Annotated in this window: 15 protein-coding genes; 12 read left to right on the top strand and 3 right to left on the bottom strand. The window is 61.3% G+C overall.

Annotated features, from left to right (window positions below; all coding sequences use genetic code 11):
• Positions 1-35: 35 nt before the first annotated feature.
• On the top strand, positions 36-1,814 hold the full coding sequence (locus P8A24_RS05910; RefSeq protein ID WP_278060223.1) for a proline--tRNA ligase: 1,779 nt from the start codon (positions 36-38) through the stop codon (positions 1,812-1,814).
• A 150-nt stretch (positions 1,815-1,964) separates the two neighbouring features.
• Here P8A24_RS05910 and P8A24_RS05905 read toward each other — a convergent pair whose 3' ends face one another.
• Positions 1,965-2,762, bottom strand: coding sequence for a hypothetical protein (locus P8A24_RS05905; RefSeq protein ID WP_278057699.1), 798 nt, complete (start codon positions 2,760-2,762; stop codon positions 1,965-1,967).
• Between the two features lie 56 nt (positions 2,763-2,818).
• Here P8A24_RS05905 and P8A24_RS05900 point away from each other — a divergent pair, with 56 nt between their 5' ends.
• From P8A24_RS05900 to P8A24_RS05855, 10 genes are all read left to right on the top strand, one after another.
• Positions 2,819-3,298 carry a ribosome maturation factor RimP gene (locus tag P8A24_RS05900; RefSeq protein WP_278057698.1) on the top strand — a complete coding sequence of 160 codons (480 nt, stop codon included), beginning with the start codon at positions 2,819-2,821 and terminating at the stop codon, positions 3,296-3,298.
• A gap of 2 nt (positions 3,299-3,300) precedes the next feature.
• On the top strand, positions 3,301-4,290 hold the full coding sequence (gene nusA / locus P8A24_RS05895; RefSeq protein WP_278057697.1) for a transcription termination factor NusA: 990 nt from the start codon (positions 3,301-3,303) through the stop codon (positions 4,288-4,290).
• 90 nt (positions 4,291-4,380) lie between these two features.
• Positions 4,381-4,686, top strand: a complete 306-nt coding sequence (locus tag P8A24_RS05890) for a YlxR family protein (protein WP_278057696.1) — start codon at positions 4,381-4,383, stop codon at positions 4,684-4,686.
• 84 nt (positions 4,687-4,770) lie between these two features.
• Positions 4,771-7,566: a translation initiation factor IF-2 gene (gene infB, locus P8A24_RS05885; RefSeq protein ID WP_278057695.1), complete on the top strand. Its 2,796-nt coding sequence runs from the start codon at positions 4,771-4,773 to the stop codon at positions 7,564-7,566.
• 59 nt (positions 7,567-7,625) lie between these two features.
• Positions 7,626-8,087, top strand: coding sequence for a 30S ribosome-binding factor RbfA (gene rbfA / locus P8A24_RS05880; RefSeq protein WP_278057694.1), 462 nt, complete (start codon positions 7,626-7,628; stop codon positions 8,085-8,087).
• Positions 8,087-9,064, top strand: coding sequence for a tRNA pseudouridine(55) synthase TruB (gene truB, locus P8A24_RS05875; protein ID WP_278057693.1), 978 nt, complete (start codon positions 8,087-8,089; stop codon positions 9,062-9,064). Before rbfA ends, truB begins: the two co-directional genes overlap by 1 nt.
• 252 nt (positions 9,065-9,316) lie before the next feature.
• Positions 9,317-10,603, top strand: a complete 1,287-nt coding sequence (locus tag P8A24_RS05870) for an HAD family acid phosphatase (protein WP_278057692.1) — start codon at positions 9,317-9,319, stop codon at positions 10,601-10,603.
• Complete coding sequence (locus P8A24_RS05865) at positions 10,591-11,259, top strand: HAD family acid phosphatase (RefSeq protein WP_278057691.1); 669 nt, start codon at positions 10,591-10,593, stop codon at positions 11,257-11,259. The genes P8A24_RS05870 and P8A24_RS05865 overlap by 13 nt, the downstream gene beginning before the upstream one ends.
• A gap of 111 nt (positions 11,260-11,370) precedes the next feature.
• The gene (locus P8A24_RS05860) at positions 11,371-11,598 is read left to right on the top strand and encodes a hypothetical protein (protein WP_278057690.1); all 228 of its coding nucleotides are present in this window, start codon (positions 11,371-11,373) and stop codon (positions 11,596-11,598) included.
• Positions 11,595-12,581 carry a bifunctional riboflavin kinase/FAD synthetase gene (locus P8A24_RS05855; protein WP_278057689.1) on the top strand — a complete coding sequence of 329 codons (987 nt, stop codon included), beginning with the start codon at positions 11,595-11,597 and terminating at the stop codon, positions 12,579-12,581. Before P8A24_RS05860 ends, P8A24_RS05855 begins: the two co-directional genes overlap by 4 nt.
• A gap of 145 nt (positions 12,582-12,726) precedes the next feature.
• Here the strand turns inward: P8A24_RS05855 and P8A24_RS05850 are convergent, their stop codons facing one another.
• On the bottom strand, positions 12,727-13,026 hold the full coding sequence (locus P8A24_RS05850; RefSeq protein ID WP_278057688.1) for a hypothetical protein: 300 nt from the start codon (positions 13,024-13,026) through the stop codon (positions 12,727-12,729).
• A 10-nt stretch (positions 13,027-13,036) separates the two neighbouring features.
• Positions 13,037-13,387, bottom strand: coding sequence for an ArsR/SmtB family transcription factor (locus P8A24_RS05845; RefSeq protein ID WP_278057687.1), 351 nt, complete (start codon positions 13,385-13,387; stop codon positions 13,037-13,039).
• 286 nt (positions 13,388-13,673) lie between these two features.
• Between P8A24_RS05845 and rpsO the strand changes: the two genes are divergently transcribed.
• Positions 13,674-13,943, top strand: coding sequence for a 30S ribosomal protein S15 (gene rpsO, locus P8A24_RS05840; protein ID WP_278057686.1), 270 nt, complete (start codon positions 13,674-13,676; stop codon positions 13,941-13,943).
• Positions 13,944-14,112 lie beyond the last annotated feature (169 nt).

Here is a 14,112-nt window from a genome sequence, read left to right as displayed (position 1 = left end):
GCGTGGGCACGCGGTAAACTGGGCGTGTGCTGAAAATGTCTAATCTGTTCGTCCGCACGCTCCGTGAGGATCCTGCCGACGCCGAAGTGAATTCCCATAAGTTGCTGGTTCGTGGCGGCTACGTTCGCCGCGTCGCCCCCGGTATCTACACCTGGTTACCCCTTGGCTTGAAGGTGTTGCGCAAGGTAGAGAACATCGTGCGAGAAGAGATGGACGCCGCTGGCGCCCAGGAGATGCTGTTCCCGGCGCTGTTGCCGCGTGAGCCGTATGAGGCCACGAACCGCTGGGAAGAGTACGGCCCGAACCTGTTCCGTCTGAAGGATCGCCGCGAGAACGATTACCTTCTGGCTCCCACCCACGAGGAGATGTTCACGGTTGCCGTGAAGGATATGTACTCCTCGTACAAGGATCTGCCGGTTACGCTCTACCAGATTCAGACGAAGTACCGCGATGAGGCTCGCCCGCGCGCAGGCATCATCCGTACGCGTGAGTTCATCATGAAGGATGCCTACTCCTTCGATCTGGAAGATGAAGGCTTGGCTGCCTCCTACGAGAACATGCGCCAGGCGTACCAGAAGGTGTTTGCTCGCCTTGGCCTGCCTGTTGCGATCTGCTCTGCGACGTCGGGAGCCATGGGTGGCTCGCGTTCGGAGGAGTTCCTCTTCCCGTGTGCGATCGGCGAAGATACGTTCGTGCGTTCCCCGGGCGGTTATGCTGCGAACACTGAGGCTGTTACCACGCCGCCGGTTCCGGAGCAGGATTACTCCGGTGTTGCGGAGCCTACCCAGGTGGCCACGCCGAACGCGAAGACGATCGAGGATCTCGTTGGTGTGCTCAACGAGGTGGCTCCGCGCGAGGATCGTGCGTGGGAAGCTGGCGATACGTTGAAGAACGTGGTTGTTGTGCTCACGCACCCGGATGGCGAGCGCGAGCTCGTGGTGATCGGCGTTCCTGGCGATCGCGAAGTGGATCTCAAGCGCGTGGAAGCGAACGTTTCTCCTGCCGAGGTTGAGCTTGCCACACCTGAGGATCTTGCGAAGCATCCGGAGCTGGTGGCGGGCTACATCGGCCCGCGCGTGATTGGTCCGAATTCGCCGGCGCGCACGGTTGATGAGGATGGTGCAGTCTCTGGTTCGGTCCGTTACCTGCTCGATCCGCATGTTGCAAAGGGCAGTGCCTGGATTACTGGTGCAGATGAATTCGAGGCTCACCTGGTGAATATGGTGTACGGCCGCGATTTCAAGGCTGACGGCATGATCGAAGCTGCCGAGGTTCGTGCAGGCGACGAGGCGCCGGATGGATCCGGCCCGCTTTCCATCGAGCGTGGTATCGAGGTTGGCCACATCTTCCAGCTCGGCCGCAAGTATGCGAAGGCTCTGGATCTGAAGGTTCTCGATCAGAATGGCAAGGCCCAGGTAGTCACAATGGGTTCCTACGGCATTGGCGTCTCTCGTGTGATGGCGTCACTCGCAGAGTTGAACTGCGACGAGAAGGGCCTCGTGTGGCCCACTCATATCGCTCCGGCCCAGGTGCACGTCCTCGCCACAGGCAAGGGCGATGAGGTGTTTGAGGCTGCTGAGCGCATCGCGGCAGAGATCGAGGCTGCGGGCTTCGAAGCCATCGTGGATGATCGTCGTAAGGTCTCTGCCGGTGTGAAGTTCGCCGATTTCGAGCTTCTCGGCATGCCCTACGGCGTGGTCGTTGGCCGTGGTTTGAAGGATGGAATTGTAGAGGTCCGCGACCGCCGCGAAGTCACGTCCACCGAAGTCTCGGTTGACGAGGCAGTGGCGACAGTCCTCGACCTCCTGAAGTAATTTCCGAGCGCGACAGTAATGGTGGCGGGTTCCGTGAGGAACCCGCCACCATTTGTGCTGTGTATCGGGGTGCACATCTGTGCGAGCCGTAATCGTTGCGGTGCAGGAACTAGAGCTACGCTGCACAGACTGGCTCGAGGCGCTTGAGTCTTACTTTCGTGTGAGGCCGGGCAAGGGGCCAGGCGTGGGTGCTCCGGGAACCGCCTGCATCTGGGAAGCGAGTGCGAGCAGAGCCTGAGCGCCCTTGGTGTGAGCACCTTTCGCCATCTGGACCAGGCGTGAGTAGAGCAGCTGGTAGGCGTCGTCGGGGATCTTTTTTGCGATTGGTTCGTAGGTTGTTCGAGTGTCTTTCGCCCCGAGCTCGATCGCTCCTTGGACGATGTCGTTGAGGGTTGCCGTGAGGGCTCGCTTCGCATCCTCGCCCTCGCCTCGGGTTCGCGCAGTCCACACGGTGAGCCACTGGCGTGCTGCGTCGATATCTGCGACGGCGTCTGCCGAGGCTGCGAGGCGAGCCAGCTCACCGACGTCGGGAGTGCTGGGAGTGGACGCGAGGTGCGACGCGGCAGAAAAGGCGATTGACATGCCGATCTCGCGGTCGGGAGTGAACGACGCTGCGAGTTTCACGACGTCGTCGAGGAGCTGTTTTTCGGAGCCGGTGGGGACAACAGGGGAAGGGTTCGCATGCCCAGATGGTTCGGTGCCTGCGGGCCATGCGCGCCACACCCCACCCAGCACCGTCTCCCACTCGCGTGCATCGGCGCCCGCGGTTTTCGACGACGTGAGCGCGTGTGCCGTGAGTGCGAGCTCTTGACGCGCCTTCTCGCCGTCGCTCGCCGGTGGGGGATCGAGTTGCTGATTGTCGAGCCGAGTGCCCATAACGACCATGACGAGAGCGAACAGTGCGAGCGCCACAACGAGCGCTCCAACGAAACGAATGCGTGATCCCATACGGGCAATTTTGCCACAAAGGGCGTCCATGCCCGCCGTGGCGGTAGGCTTGGGGCATGGCGAATGTTCAAAACCAGGAAATTTTTGATCTGCTTTCACCAGTTGTTGCGGATGCGGGACTTTATCTTGAAGCAGTGAAGGTTGTCCGAGCGGGCAAGCATACTTCTGTGCGCGTGATCGTGGATCTCGAGTCGGGGCCAGGGGGAGTGGGCACGGATGTGCTTGGCGATGTCACCCGCGCTATTTCGGTGGCGCTCGATGAGGCTGATCCGGTCAACGGCGCCTATACCCTCGAAGTGTCGACTCCGGGGGCGGAGCGCAAGCTCACCGAACCTCGTCATTTCTCCCGCGCGATCGGACATCTTTCGAACGTCAATCTCGAATCTGAGCACGTGCAGGGGCGGGTTTTGAGCGTCGGCGATGATAAAATGGTTCTTCGGATTGAATCGAAGGGCGCCCAGGAGCGTGAGATCCCACTCTCACAGGTCCGAAGCGCAAAAGTGGTGCTCGAGCTGAAGAAGCCTGAAGGAGAGTAATCGTGGACATTTCGCTCAACGAACTAAAGGTCGTGGAATCTGAACTCGGAGTGAGCTTGGATCTTCTCCTCGGCGCAATCGAGGATGCTCTCATTCACGCATACCTTCGCGTGCCTGGCGCTGTGCGAGGGGCGCGAGTCGAGCTCAATCGGACCACCGGTAAGGTCACGGTGTGGGCGCCCGAGCTCGATGAAAACGGTGAGAAGATCGGCGAGTTCGACGATACTCCGAACGATTTCGGCCGCATCGCGACAGCGACCGCGCGTTCCATCATCGCTCAGCGCCTTCGCGATGCTGAATCCAAGCGGATCCTCGGCGATTTCGCTGGCAAGGAAGGGCAAATCGTTTCCGGAGTAGTTGATGGTCCGGCGAACAATCATCCCGAGTCGCGTGATCTTTTCATCGAGCTTGGTGAAAACCGTGGAATCCTGCGCGGCGAGGAGCAGGTGGCGTCCGAGCACTACCGCCACGGTGATCTCATTCGCGCGCTGATTCTCGATATTTCGGTTGGCCAGCGGGGTGCGTCGATTCGCCTGTCGCGTTCGCATCCTGATTTTGTCCGCCGCCTGTTTGAAACCGAAGTCCCTGAAATCGCCGACGGCATTGTGGAGATCGTTGCTCTGGCCCGCGAGGCGGGTCATCGTTCAAAGATCGCTGTCTGGTCGAACGATCCGTCGGTTGGTGCTAAGGGTGCCTCGATCGGCCATAACGGTCAGCGTGTCCGTGCAGTCACGGCTGAACTGAGTGGCGAAAAAATCGACGTTGTCGATTACGACGACGATCCCGCGCTCTTCATCGCGGCCGCGCTCTCGCCGGCGAAGGTCATTCGAGTGGACATTCTGAATAAGGACATGCGCCAGGCTCGTGCGATTGTCCCTGATGACCAGGCATCGCTCGCGATCGGCAAGGAGGCACAAAACGTGCGCCTTGCCGCCAAGCTGACAGGATGGTCGATCGACATCCGCAAGGCAAGCGAGGATTCTGCCGCCTAGCCTGATGTGCTTGTGACGTGAGTGTGTTCACCCTGGGGTGAGCACACTCATTGTCTTTTCGGGGGCATCGTGCGGTAGACTAGGCCGCGTATGTGCTCTTCTCAGAACGCGCCTGTGCGCGAACCGCTCCGGACCTGCGTCGGTTGTCGGGAGAAGAGTACCCAGCGGGCGCTGTGTCGTCTCAAACTGGCTGCCGGAACGGTGGTCGTGGACGATAAGGGCTCGCTTCCTGGGCGAGGAGCGTGGATTCATCCCACCTCGTCCTGCTATGACAACGCCCAAAAGCGTCACGCGTTCGCCCGAGCGTTCAAAACCCAAAAGGCGAATGCTGAGGCTCTTGGGCACTGGTTAATCGAGCGAGGCCACATGGCCTCAACTTCACACGAAGGCGGGTAGGAAAGCTATGGAAACCCGATGAGTATCCAGCGATGAGCTACCAGGAATAGGCCCGCATGCGCGGGCCGCAACATAAGGAGAAATGTGGCAAAGGTCCGCGTACATGAACTCGCCAAAGAAATCGGCGTTACCAGCAAGAAGCTGCTTGAAACGCTGAAGGCAAACGGCGAATTCGTTAAGAGTGCGTCCTCGTCGATCGAGGCGCCCGTTGTGCGTATCGCACGCGAATACTATGAGAAGCACCCGGAGGAGCTCGATTCCGCTCCGGCTGCGAAGAAGGAAGAGGCGAAGGCTCCGGCAAAGGCTCCCAAGGCTACCGAAGCAAAGCCCGCCGAAAAGAAGTCTGAAGCCCCGGCGTCGGCGGACGTGAAGAAGTTCGCGCCCAAGCCGGGTGCGAAGAGCGCCCCGAAGCCGGGCGCGAACAAGCCGGTCCCGGCCCAACCCGTGGCAGAAGAGAAGCATGAGGCTCCTAAGCCGAAGCGCTCGGTGGCAACCCCAGGTGAAGCGCATCGCAGTGCTGAAGCGGCTCGCGACGCCGTCGCGCCGCGCCCGCAGCGTCGTGGCCCACGCCCGGGTAACTCGCCCTTCGCCTCGCACCAGGGCATGAACTCGGGCCGCAAGGGCCCACGTCCGGGCAACTCGCCATTCGGTTCCAACCAGGGCATGGGGACCCGCGGTAAGCCGGGCGCAGGTAAGCCTGCGGCTGGCGCAAATGCGGGAGGTAGCCATGGCCAGGGCGGCAACGGCCAGGGTGGTCAGCGCCGTGGCGGCGCTCCGAAGCCTGGCGCACGTCGTCCCTCGCCGGCCCTGATGCCAGATCAGATGCCTCAGCCGACCGCAGATTCGCGCGGTGGCCGCGGTGGTCGTGGCGGCCGTGGTGGTCACGGTGGCCCCGGCGGAAATCGTCCGGGCGGCGGTTTCACCCGCTCCGGTGGTAAGGCTCGCGGCGGCTCCACTGCCGGCGCGTTCGGTCGCGGCGGGAAGTCGCGCGGCCGAAAGAAGCAGAACAACAAGCGTGAGTATGAAGAGCAGAGCTCGCCGATGCTCCAGGGCGTCCAGGTGCCCCGTGGCGATGGTTCCACAGTGGTGCGCGTTCGACAGGGCGCTTCGCTGGCCGATTTCGCTGAGAAGATTCAGGCGGATCCGGCAGCACTGGTGACAGTCCTGTTCCGCATGGGCGAAATGGCAACCGCGAACCAGTCCCTCGATGAGGATACGTTCCAGTTGCTCGGTGCCGAGCTCGGTTACGACATCAAGATCATGTCGGTTGAGGACGAGGATCGCGAGATCCTCGAGGCCTTCGATATCGATCTACAGGCCGAAGAGGCCGAGCAGGATCCGGATCGCTTGAAGCCGCGTCCTCCGGTTGTGACGGTGATGGGCCACGTCGATCACGGTAAGACGAAGCTTCTGGATGCGATCCGCCACGCCGACGTCGTCGAAGGTGAGGCGGGCGGTATCACCCAGTCCATCGGTGCGTACCAGACGCACGTGGATGTTGAGGGCGAGCGCCGCACGATCACGTTCATCGATACCCCGGGCCACGAGGCGTTCACGCAGATGCGTGCCCGCGGTGCAGATGTCACCGATGTCGCGATCATCGTCGTGGCCGCGAACGACGGCGTGATGCCGCAAACGGTCGAGGCAATTAACCACGCCAAGGCGGCTGAAGTGCCGATCATCGTGGCAGTGAACAAGATCGATCTTCCGGAAGCCAACCCGGGTAAGGTGCGCGCACAGCTCACTGAGTACGAGCTGGTGGCCGAGGAGTACGGCGGCGATATTCCGTTCGTCGATATTTCGGCGAAGAAGAAGATCGGTATCGAGGAGCTGCTCGCGCAGGTCATTACCACGTCCGATATTTTGGTGACTCCGCAGGCCGATCCGGAAGGTCCGGCGCGCGGCGTGGCGATTGAGGCCAAGCTCGATCAGGGCCGCGGTTCGGTGATTACTGCGCTCGTCCAAAACGGTACGCTTCGCATTGGTGATTCCGTTGTGGTGGGCACTGCGTACGGCCGTGTCCGTGCAATGGCCGACGAGTGGGGCCACCGCATCGAGGAAGCCGGTCCGTCGCGTCCGGTGCAGATGCTGGGCTTGACGTCGGTGCCAGGCGCTGGCGATCAGCTGATCGTGGCTGAAGATGATCGCACGGCTCGCCAGATTGCCGAGCGACGCGAGGCGGCCAAGCGTGCGGCAACCCTGGCGAAGCGCCGCAAGCGCATCTCGCTCGAGGATCTCACTGCCGCAATCGAAGAGGGCAAGATCGAGCACCTCAACCTCATCATCAAGGGCGATTCGTCCGGTTCAGTCGAAGCGCTCGAATCCTCGCTCTACGAGATCGAGGTTGGCGACGGCGAGGTTCAGCTCAACGTAATCCACCGTGGCGTTGGCGCGATTACGCAGTCCGACGTCGATCTGGCGACCGTTGATAACGCTGTGATCATCGGTTTCAACGTGCGCCCTGCTGAGCGCGTGCAGGAGCTCGCTGATTCTGAGGGCGTGGAGATGAAGTTCTACAACGTCATCTACGACGCGATCGACGAAGTCGAGTCCGCCATGAAGGGCAAGCTCAAGCCGATCTACGAAGAGCACCAGCTGGGCACCGCGGAAATCCGCCAGGTGTTCCGTTCGGGCAAGTTCGGCAACATCGCTGGTTCGATCATCCGCAAGGGCTCGATCAAGCGTGGCACGAAGGCTCGCCTGGTTCGCGACGGAGCTGTGATCGCAGCAGATCTGGAGATCCAGTCGCTGCGCCGCGAGAAGGACGATGTGACCGAGGTCCGCGAGGGCTACGAGTGTGGTATCACTCTGGGCTACAAGGACATTAAGGAAGGCGACATCATCGAAACGTGGGAGATGCGCGAGATTCCGCGCGACTGATCGATGGACGATGAACGTGGGCGGCTGCGGCCGCCCACGTTTTCCCTAAGGAGGAATTCATGACCAATCCACGTGCAGCAAAGGTAGCAGAGCGCATCCGCGAAGTGGTCGCGCGTCTGCTCGATTCCGGCGTGAAGGATCCGCGCCTCGGTATGGTCACAGTGACCGACGTCCGCGTGACGGGCGATCTCCAGCACGCTACGGTCTTCTACACGGTGTTCGGTGGCGAGGAGCAGGCCCGGCAGAGCGCGAAGGCTCTCGAATCTGCCAAGGGCATGTTGCGCTCGAACGTGGGCAAGCAGCTGGGGTTGCGCCTCACGCCAAGCCTCGAGTTCGTTCTCGACGCTCTTCCCGAAACGGCTCGTTCGCTCGAAGACGTGCTTACTGCGGCGCGTTTCCGCGACGAGAAGATCCGCCAGGCGGCTGAAGGCGCAACCTACGCGGGCGACGCCGATCCGTACAAGAAGCCGCGTGAGGTGGAGGCTGCAGAATCGGCAGAATCAGCTGAGGAACTGGCCTGATGGCAGGTGAGCGCCGGCAGATGCCGTGGGGTGATCTCCCGCGGGCGGTGAACACGGCACCCGATGGCATCGTCCTCGTCGATAAGCCACAGGGCGTCACGTCTCACGACGTCGTCGGCGCCGTTCGCCGCCTTGCTGGTACTCGGAAAGTGGGGCACGCGGGCACGCTCGATCCGATGGCCACCGGATTGTTGGTGATCGGCATCGGGCGCGCCACGAAGCTCCTCACGTACATCACGGGGCACGATAAAACGTACGAGACGCGCATCGCGTTCGGCGTGACCACCTCGAGCGAGGATGCCGACGGCGACGTGCTCGAGGTGCGCAGCGCTGATGGCCTGACGCCGCAGGCTGTGGACGCCGCGATGGCGACGCTCACGGGAGATATCATGCAGCGTCCGTCGTCGGTGTCCGCGATTAAGATCGATGGCAAGCGTGCCCACGAGCTGATGCGCGAGGGTGTGGACGTGCAGATCCCGGCGCGGGAGGTGCACGTCGCCGAGTTCCGACGCACCTCGGAGCTCGGAAAAGCATGGTTCTCGGACGGTAGCGGCGAGTACGACGTCGTGCTGATGGACGCAACCGCGTCGGTCAGCACGGGCACGTATATCCGTGCGCTCGGCCGCGATCTGGGCGAGGCGCTCGGCGTTGGCGCGCATCTGCGGATGCTTCGGCGAACGCGAGTGGGCGCCTGGAACGTGTCCGACGCGGTAACGATCGAACAGCTTGCCGGCGCAGTCCATTCGGGGGAGGCGATCCCGGTGCGCGGAATCGACGCCGTGTGCCGCGATGTGTTCCCCGTGATCGAGGTGAGCGACGCAGAAGCTCAGCTCCTCGGACGCGGGCAGTTTATTGACAAACGCCCGTCCGATTCGTGGCCAGCCGCAGCATTCTGCGATGGGAAAGCAATCGCGCTGGTTTCGCCTCGTGCGGGCAAACTCAAACCCGATCTTCAGATCATGGTGCCTTCGGCGTAAGGATTTCCTGGAAGCAGATTGTGCAGTACTGAAGACGTGCGGGAGGGGCGGTGTGGACCGCCCCTCCCGCACGTTTGCTAGCGCAAGAATCTCGATATGTGCACGATTGTGCGCTATTTGCGCAAGTGCTTTCAGCTGTTGCGGATACTTTGCGGAATGGCAGTTTCGCGCGAACACAGCGGCGAGAGGGGCGTAGCATCAAATTCTCCGGGGATCTCCCGGGCATCACTGTGATTTCGATGAGGAGATGAAGTGATTCCAGAGTATTGTGTGCCGGATCTTGCGAGAACCGGCTCCGCCGCGGCTGTCGCCGCGTTGATTGCATTGTTACTGGTTGCGGTTGGCATTGTGGCCGTGGTCCGCCGACGCCGGGGCGCGATCGCCGCCGTCATGGTGCTGGCTTTTGTAGGGGTCGGGCTGGTGGCCAACGTCCCTGGCGCATCGGCGTCGGCGGGGGAGAAGGCGTGCCCGGCGGGCTACCACTACGACGCGTCGAAGGATACCCATCAGGGGAAGAAAGCCGATCAGAGCACGCCTCCTAAGCCGTCGGCAACGACACAACCAGCGGATCCAACCAAACCCGCGCCAGCGCCGTCGTCGCCCCGATCGGACGCGGACGAGAGCTGGATGGCTCCGGCCACAACCTTCACGCTGAAAATGGACGGCTCGACAGGGCTCACCGCGTCTGGCGAAAAGCTGGTGAACTGGGATATTGCGAAGAAGACGATCCGCGCCTACATGAATGCACCCAAGGGGATCGCAGACAAGAACGATTCGCCCTACATTCGCGACGTCACTGCGATCACGGAGCGCGCCTCGGCACAGATCGCGGCGGAGTGCCGCGCGCAGGTCGCGGCAGGGAAGAAGCCAGCAGCTGTGTTCGACGCTGATGACACCACGCTGTGGACATATGACATGGAAGATTCGTTCATGAACTTCAACTTCAGCGTCGATAAGCAGAACGCCTGGTTCGCGAAGCACGATCTCCCAGCCACCCCGGGAATGGTGAAGCTTGTCAAGGAAGTGAAGGCTGCGGGCTGCGAGATCATCGGCCTCACCGGACGCAAGGATTCCCAGAAGGACGCCACCCTGGCGAATCTGTTGAATGTTGGTTACGTGGATGCAGATGGCTCGCCGATCTTCACCTCGGATAAGTACTTCACCAAGTTCGATAACGGGGCCAAGATGCCCGAGTACCTCGTGAAGCAGGGCTTCTGCGACGTGGCCAAGGGCAAGTGCTCCACGGCAGCCTTCAAGGCAGGAACGCGCCGCCACATCCAAGACGACCTCGGCTATGTGATCGCAGGTAACTTCGGCGATCAGTGGTCGGATCTCCAGGGAGGCGCGGCACTCCACTGGGTGAAGCTTCCGAACGCCACATACTATCTGCCGAGCCCGAACCTGAACAAGGAATGGGAAGCAAAGGATGCTGCCGCCGGAATGGCGCCGAGCGAAGGAACTTACACGCTCCTTCCTGATGGCTCGAGCGGTGCGAAGGCTGGCGTGAAAGATACAGATTTCCGAACATGGACGTTGTGAAGGCCACGATTCGCGCTTACTACAATGCTCACAAGAACGACGCCGGTGCGTACGTTGCGGACAAGGAAAAGTCTCCATATTTGACGGAGATGGCGAAGGTGACGCAGGACGCGAGCGCGAAGGTCGCGCAAGCGTGCCGTGCAGCTGTCGCGGAAGGGAAGAAGCCTGCCATCACGCTCGATGCGGACGACACGACGGTATGGACATACGACATGGAGGAGGCGATGGAGTTCAGCTTCACGCCGCAGTTCCAGCAGGCATACCTGGAGAAGAACGATATGCCGGCAACCCCTGGCATGGTGAAACTCGTCAAGGTTGCCAAGGATGCGGGGTGTGAGATTATCGGACTGACCGGGCGTTCGACGTCGCAGAAGGCGTGGACGCTGCGTAACCTCCGTGCCGTTGGCTACACCGAGTTCACCGATGGCTTGTACTTCACGAAGCCGTCGTCGGATCCGGCGAAAATGCCGTCGTACATTAAGTGTGCCGGTGCGAAGTGCACCACGGTGGAGTTCAAGGCTGGCACGCGCGCCCATATTGAGAAGGATCTTGGCTACACGATCGTTGGGAACTTCGGCGATCAGTATTCGGATCTGATCGGTGGGCACTCGGATACTGCTTACAAGCTTCCAAACCCCACGTACTACCTGCCGTAAGCACGGCGATTGGCGAGTTGAGGGTGGCCGGTGTGTCCGTGCCACCCTCAACTCGTTTCCGTGAGATATGTCGTCTGGCATGGTGATTTGTAAAACATTAAACTGATGCGCATGAGTGAAAATATGATTGAGACCCAGCCGGCGACCTCGGGTTGCGGCTGCGGAGGTAAGGGCCACGGCCACGGGCACGCACACGGCGCGGGCCACGGGCATGGCCACGGTGGCTGTGGTTGCGGCGGTAAGGGCCGTCACCATGGTGTGCGCACCGAGAATACTCCGGCCGAAGCCCCTGAGGATATTTCGGGCGGCCGCATGCAGCTTGGCCTTCGTTCCAAGTGAAGCGATGGTGTGATGCCGCCGAGGTTCCCGCCGATCTCGAGTCGGTGGTAACGATCGGCGTGTACGACGGTGTTCATCGTGGCCACCAGGCGATTTTGAACGAAACGATTCGCCAGGCCCGTGAGCGCGGAGTGCCTGCGGTCGTGCTGACGTTCGACCCGCATCCGGTAGCAGTTCATCTGCCGGATCGACCGGTAGCGATGATTACATCGCTCGAGGACCGCTTGGATCGTCTTGAGGCAGCCGGCATTGACGGCGTTCTGGTGCAGCACTATACGCTCGAGTACGCGGCTGCGAGCCCCGAGGGGTTCGTGCGTGATCAGCTCCTGGGTGTCCTTGGAGCGCAGGCTGTGGTTGTGGGCCACGACGTGCGCTTCGGCGCGGGAAACTGCGCCGACGGCGATGTCCTGGTTGCGCTCGGCGAGCAGTTCGGTTTTGACGTGACTTTGGTTGACGATCTCGTTGCGGACAACGGCCGGAGGTTTTCGTCGTCGTGGATCCGTGAGCTTCTGGCAGCCGGCGACGTCGCAGGTGCTGCGAAGGTGCTCGGGCGTCCACACCGCATCGTTGGCGAAGTGAGCCACGGGTTCCAGCGTGGGCGCGAGCTCGGCTTCCCGACGGCGAATTTGCACGGTGATGGGCTGGGGGAGATCCCGGCGGATGGCGTGTATGCGGGCTGGCTGATTCAGCGCGGCCCGGAAAATACGCGCGTCTATCTGCCTGCGGCGATTTCGGTGGGAACGAATCCTCAGTTCAATGGGGAGATCCGCACGGTTGAAGCTCACGTGCTTGGCCGTTCTGACTTGAACCTCTATGGCGAGCGCGTGGCGGTGGAGTTCATCGAATACGTACGCCCGATGATGACCTTCGATTCACTCGAGGGATTGCTGGAACGAATGGACGAGGATTTGCGGGTGAGCGCAGATGTGCTCGGCGTGCCGGTGTCGACGCGTGTGGATCCCGCGAAGGTGACTGCCCAGTAACGAGCCGCAATCTCGGGACACCGCGAGGTGCAGCGTCGGGTGTGGCCTTGGCGCATCTGACAGGGAATGCGGGTCTGCGCAGTTTTTGGCCAAAAATACGGTGACGCGGCGAGGAAATCCTCGCCGCGTCACCGTATTAGTTTATTCAGGCAACGATTGCGTGCTCGTCGTAGTGATCGCCGTCTGCGTGGTGCAGGTGGCCATCGTGCACGTAATCGGTGTGATCGCCGTGCTTGACGGCGTCGTGGCCGCAGCCTTCGCCATGGGTGTGCTCTTCCATGGTGTGCTCTGCGATGTGCTCGTCGTAGTGATCGCCGTCCACGTGGTGGAGGTGGCCGTCGTGGATGTAATCCACGTGGTCGCCGTGGTTGATCATATCGTGGCCGCAGCCTTCGCCGTGGGTATGCTCAGCGAGGGTGTGCTCGGCGTGCTCGTGTACCGACATGGGATTCTCCTTAATTGTTGGTGGGCTGTGTGCCCGAAGTGTGAGTGTGTGGTTCGGCAGTGTGGAGGAGGGCATCTTCCACGATGTGAGCCACGTGGTGATCCGCGAGTTCGTATCGCACGCTCATTCCTTCTCGGATCGAGGTGACGATTCCGGCTTCGCGGAGCACTTTGAGGTGCTGTGATGCGAGAGGTTGGGCCATGTTGGCTGCTTGCGCGAGTTCCGACACGGTCATTGCCTTTTTTGTCATCAGCGAGACGAGCGCGAGGCGCTTGGGGGAGCCGAGTGCCTTGAAGAGCGCGGCTGTCTCAGCAAGTGCATCGCACTGCTCGCGTTCTTCATTCTCGTTCGTCTTGCTCATGGCTCCAGTCTGCCAGCCTTATTAGGATATTGCAAGATGCTAATAAGGTGGGTATTGTTCTCACTAGAGTTCTCATTAACGTTCTCGGTAAGTGTTGAATATGTCGGGACAGTGCACCTGAGATTCCCGACGTCGGGGCGTGGGTGACGTCACCTGTGTAAGTTGCGCACCGCGTCGTGAGTGGTGGAACGGCTGTGGTAGGCTAGGAAGGCCGTCTGCCGGCCACGGAGCGTCATGCTCGGGTGAACATGCCCCGGGCTCCGTGCAACGATATAAGGAGAAACGTATGGCTCTCGAAAAAGAGCGCAAGGATGCCATCATCAAGGAATACGCAACCCACGAGGGCGATACCGGCTCCCCGGAGGTCCAGGTTGCGATCCTGACTGAGCGCATCAAGGGCCTCACCGAGCACTTCAAGTCGCACAAGCACGATCACCATTCGCGCCGCGGCCTCATGCTGCTCATCGGTAAGCGTAAGCGCCTTCTCCGCTACCTCGCGGAAGAGGACATCGAGCGTTACCGTTCGCTGATCTCGCGCCTCGGCATTCGCCGCTGAGGTAAGAAAGACGGCCCGAAGTAAAATTCGGGCCGTCTTTCCACGCACCGCACAAAACGGTGTGTATCTCGAGGAAACTCGATCCGCTCCTGCCGGAGCCAGGGCGATAAGCCCACATGAAGAAAAATCCCCTCGGTTGTCGGTTGTGGTGTGCGCACGGAAGCGAGCA

This window comes from Arcanobacterium wilhelmae, assembly GCF_029632765.1.
GTDB classification, from domain to species: Bacteria; Actinomycetota; Actinomycetes; order Actinomycetales; family Actinomycetaceae; genus Arcanobacterium; species Arcanobacterium wilhelmae.
This window is presented reverse-complemented; position numbering and strand designations above follow the sequence as displayed.

Excerpts from the sequence above, each read along its gene's own strand:
- P8A24_RS05910 (WP_278060223.1), top strand. The coding sequence starts at position 36 with ATGTCTAATCTGTTCGTCCGCACGCTCCGTGAGGATCCTGCCGACGCC.
- P8A24_RS05905 (WP_278057699.1), bottom strand. The coding sequence starts at position 2,762 with ATGGGATCACGCATTCGTTTCGTTGGAGCGCTCGTTGTGGCGCTCGCA.
- P8A24_RS05900 (WP_278057698.1), top strand. The coding sequence starts at position 2,819 with ATGGCGAATGTTCAAAACCAGGAAATTTTTGATCTGCTTTCACCAGTT.
- P8A24_RS05890 (WP_278057696.1), top strand. The coding sequence starts at position 4,381 with ATGTGCTCTTCTCAGAACGCGCCTGTGCGCGAACCGCTCCGGACCTGC.
- rbfA (WP_278057694.1), top strand. The coding sequence starts at position 7,626 with ATGACCAATCCACGTGCAGCAAAGGTAGCAGAGCGCATCCGCGAAGTG.
- truB (WP_278057693.1), top strand. The coding sequence starts at position 8,087 with ATGGCAGGTGAGCGCCGGCAGATGCCGTGGGGTGATCTCCCGCGGGCG.
- P8A24_RS05865 (WP_278057691.1), top strand. The coding sequence starts at position 10,591 with ATGGACGTTGTGAAGGCCACGATTCGCGCTTACTACAATGCTCACAAG.
- P8A24_RS05860 (WP_278057690.1), top strand. The coding sequence starts at position 11,371 with ATGAGTGAAAATATGATTGAGACCCAGCCGGCGACCTCGGGTTGCGGC.
- P8A24_RS05850 (WP_278057688.1), bottom strand. The coding sequence starts at position 13,026 with ATGTCGGTACACGAGCACGCCGAGCACACCCTCGCTGAGCATACCCAC.
- P8A24_RS05845 (WP_278057687.1), bottom strand. The coding sequence starts at position 13,387 with ATGAGCAAGACGAACGAGAATGAAGAACGCGAGCAGTGCGATGCACTT.
- rpsO (WP_278057686.1), top strand. The coding sequence starts at position 13,674 with ATGGCTCTCGAAAAAGAGCGCAAGGATGCCATCATCAAGGAATACGCA.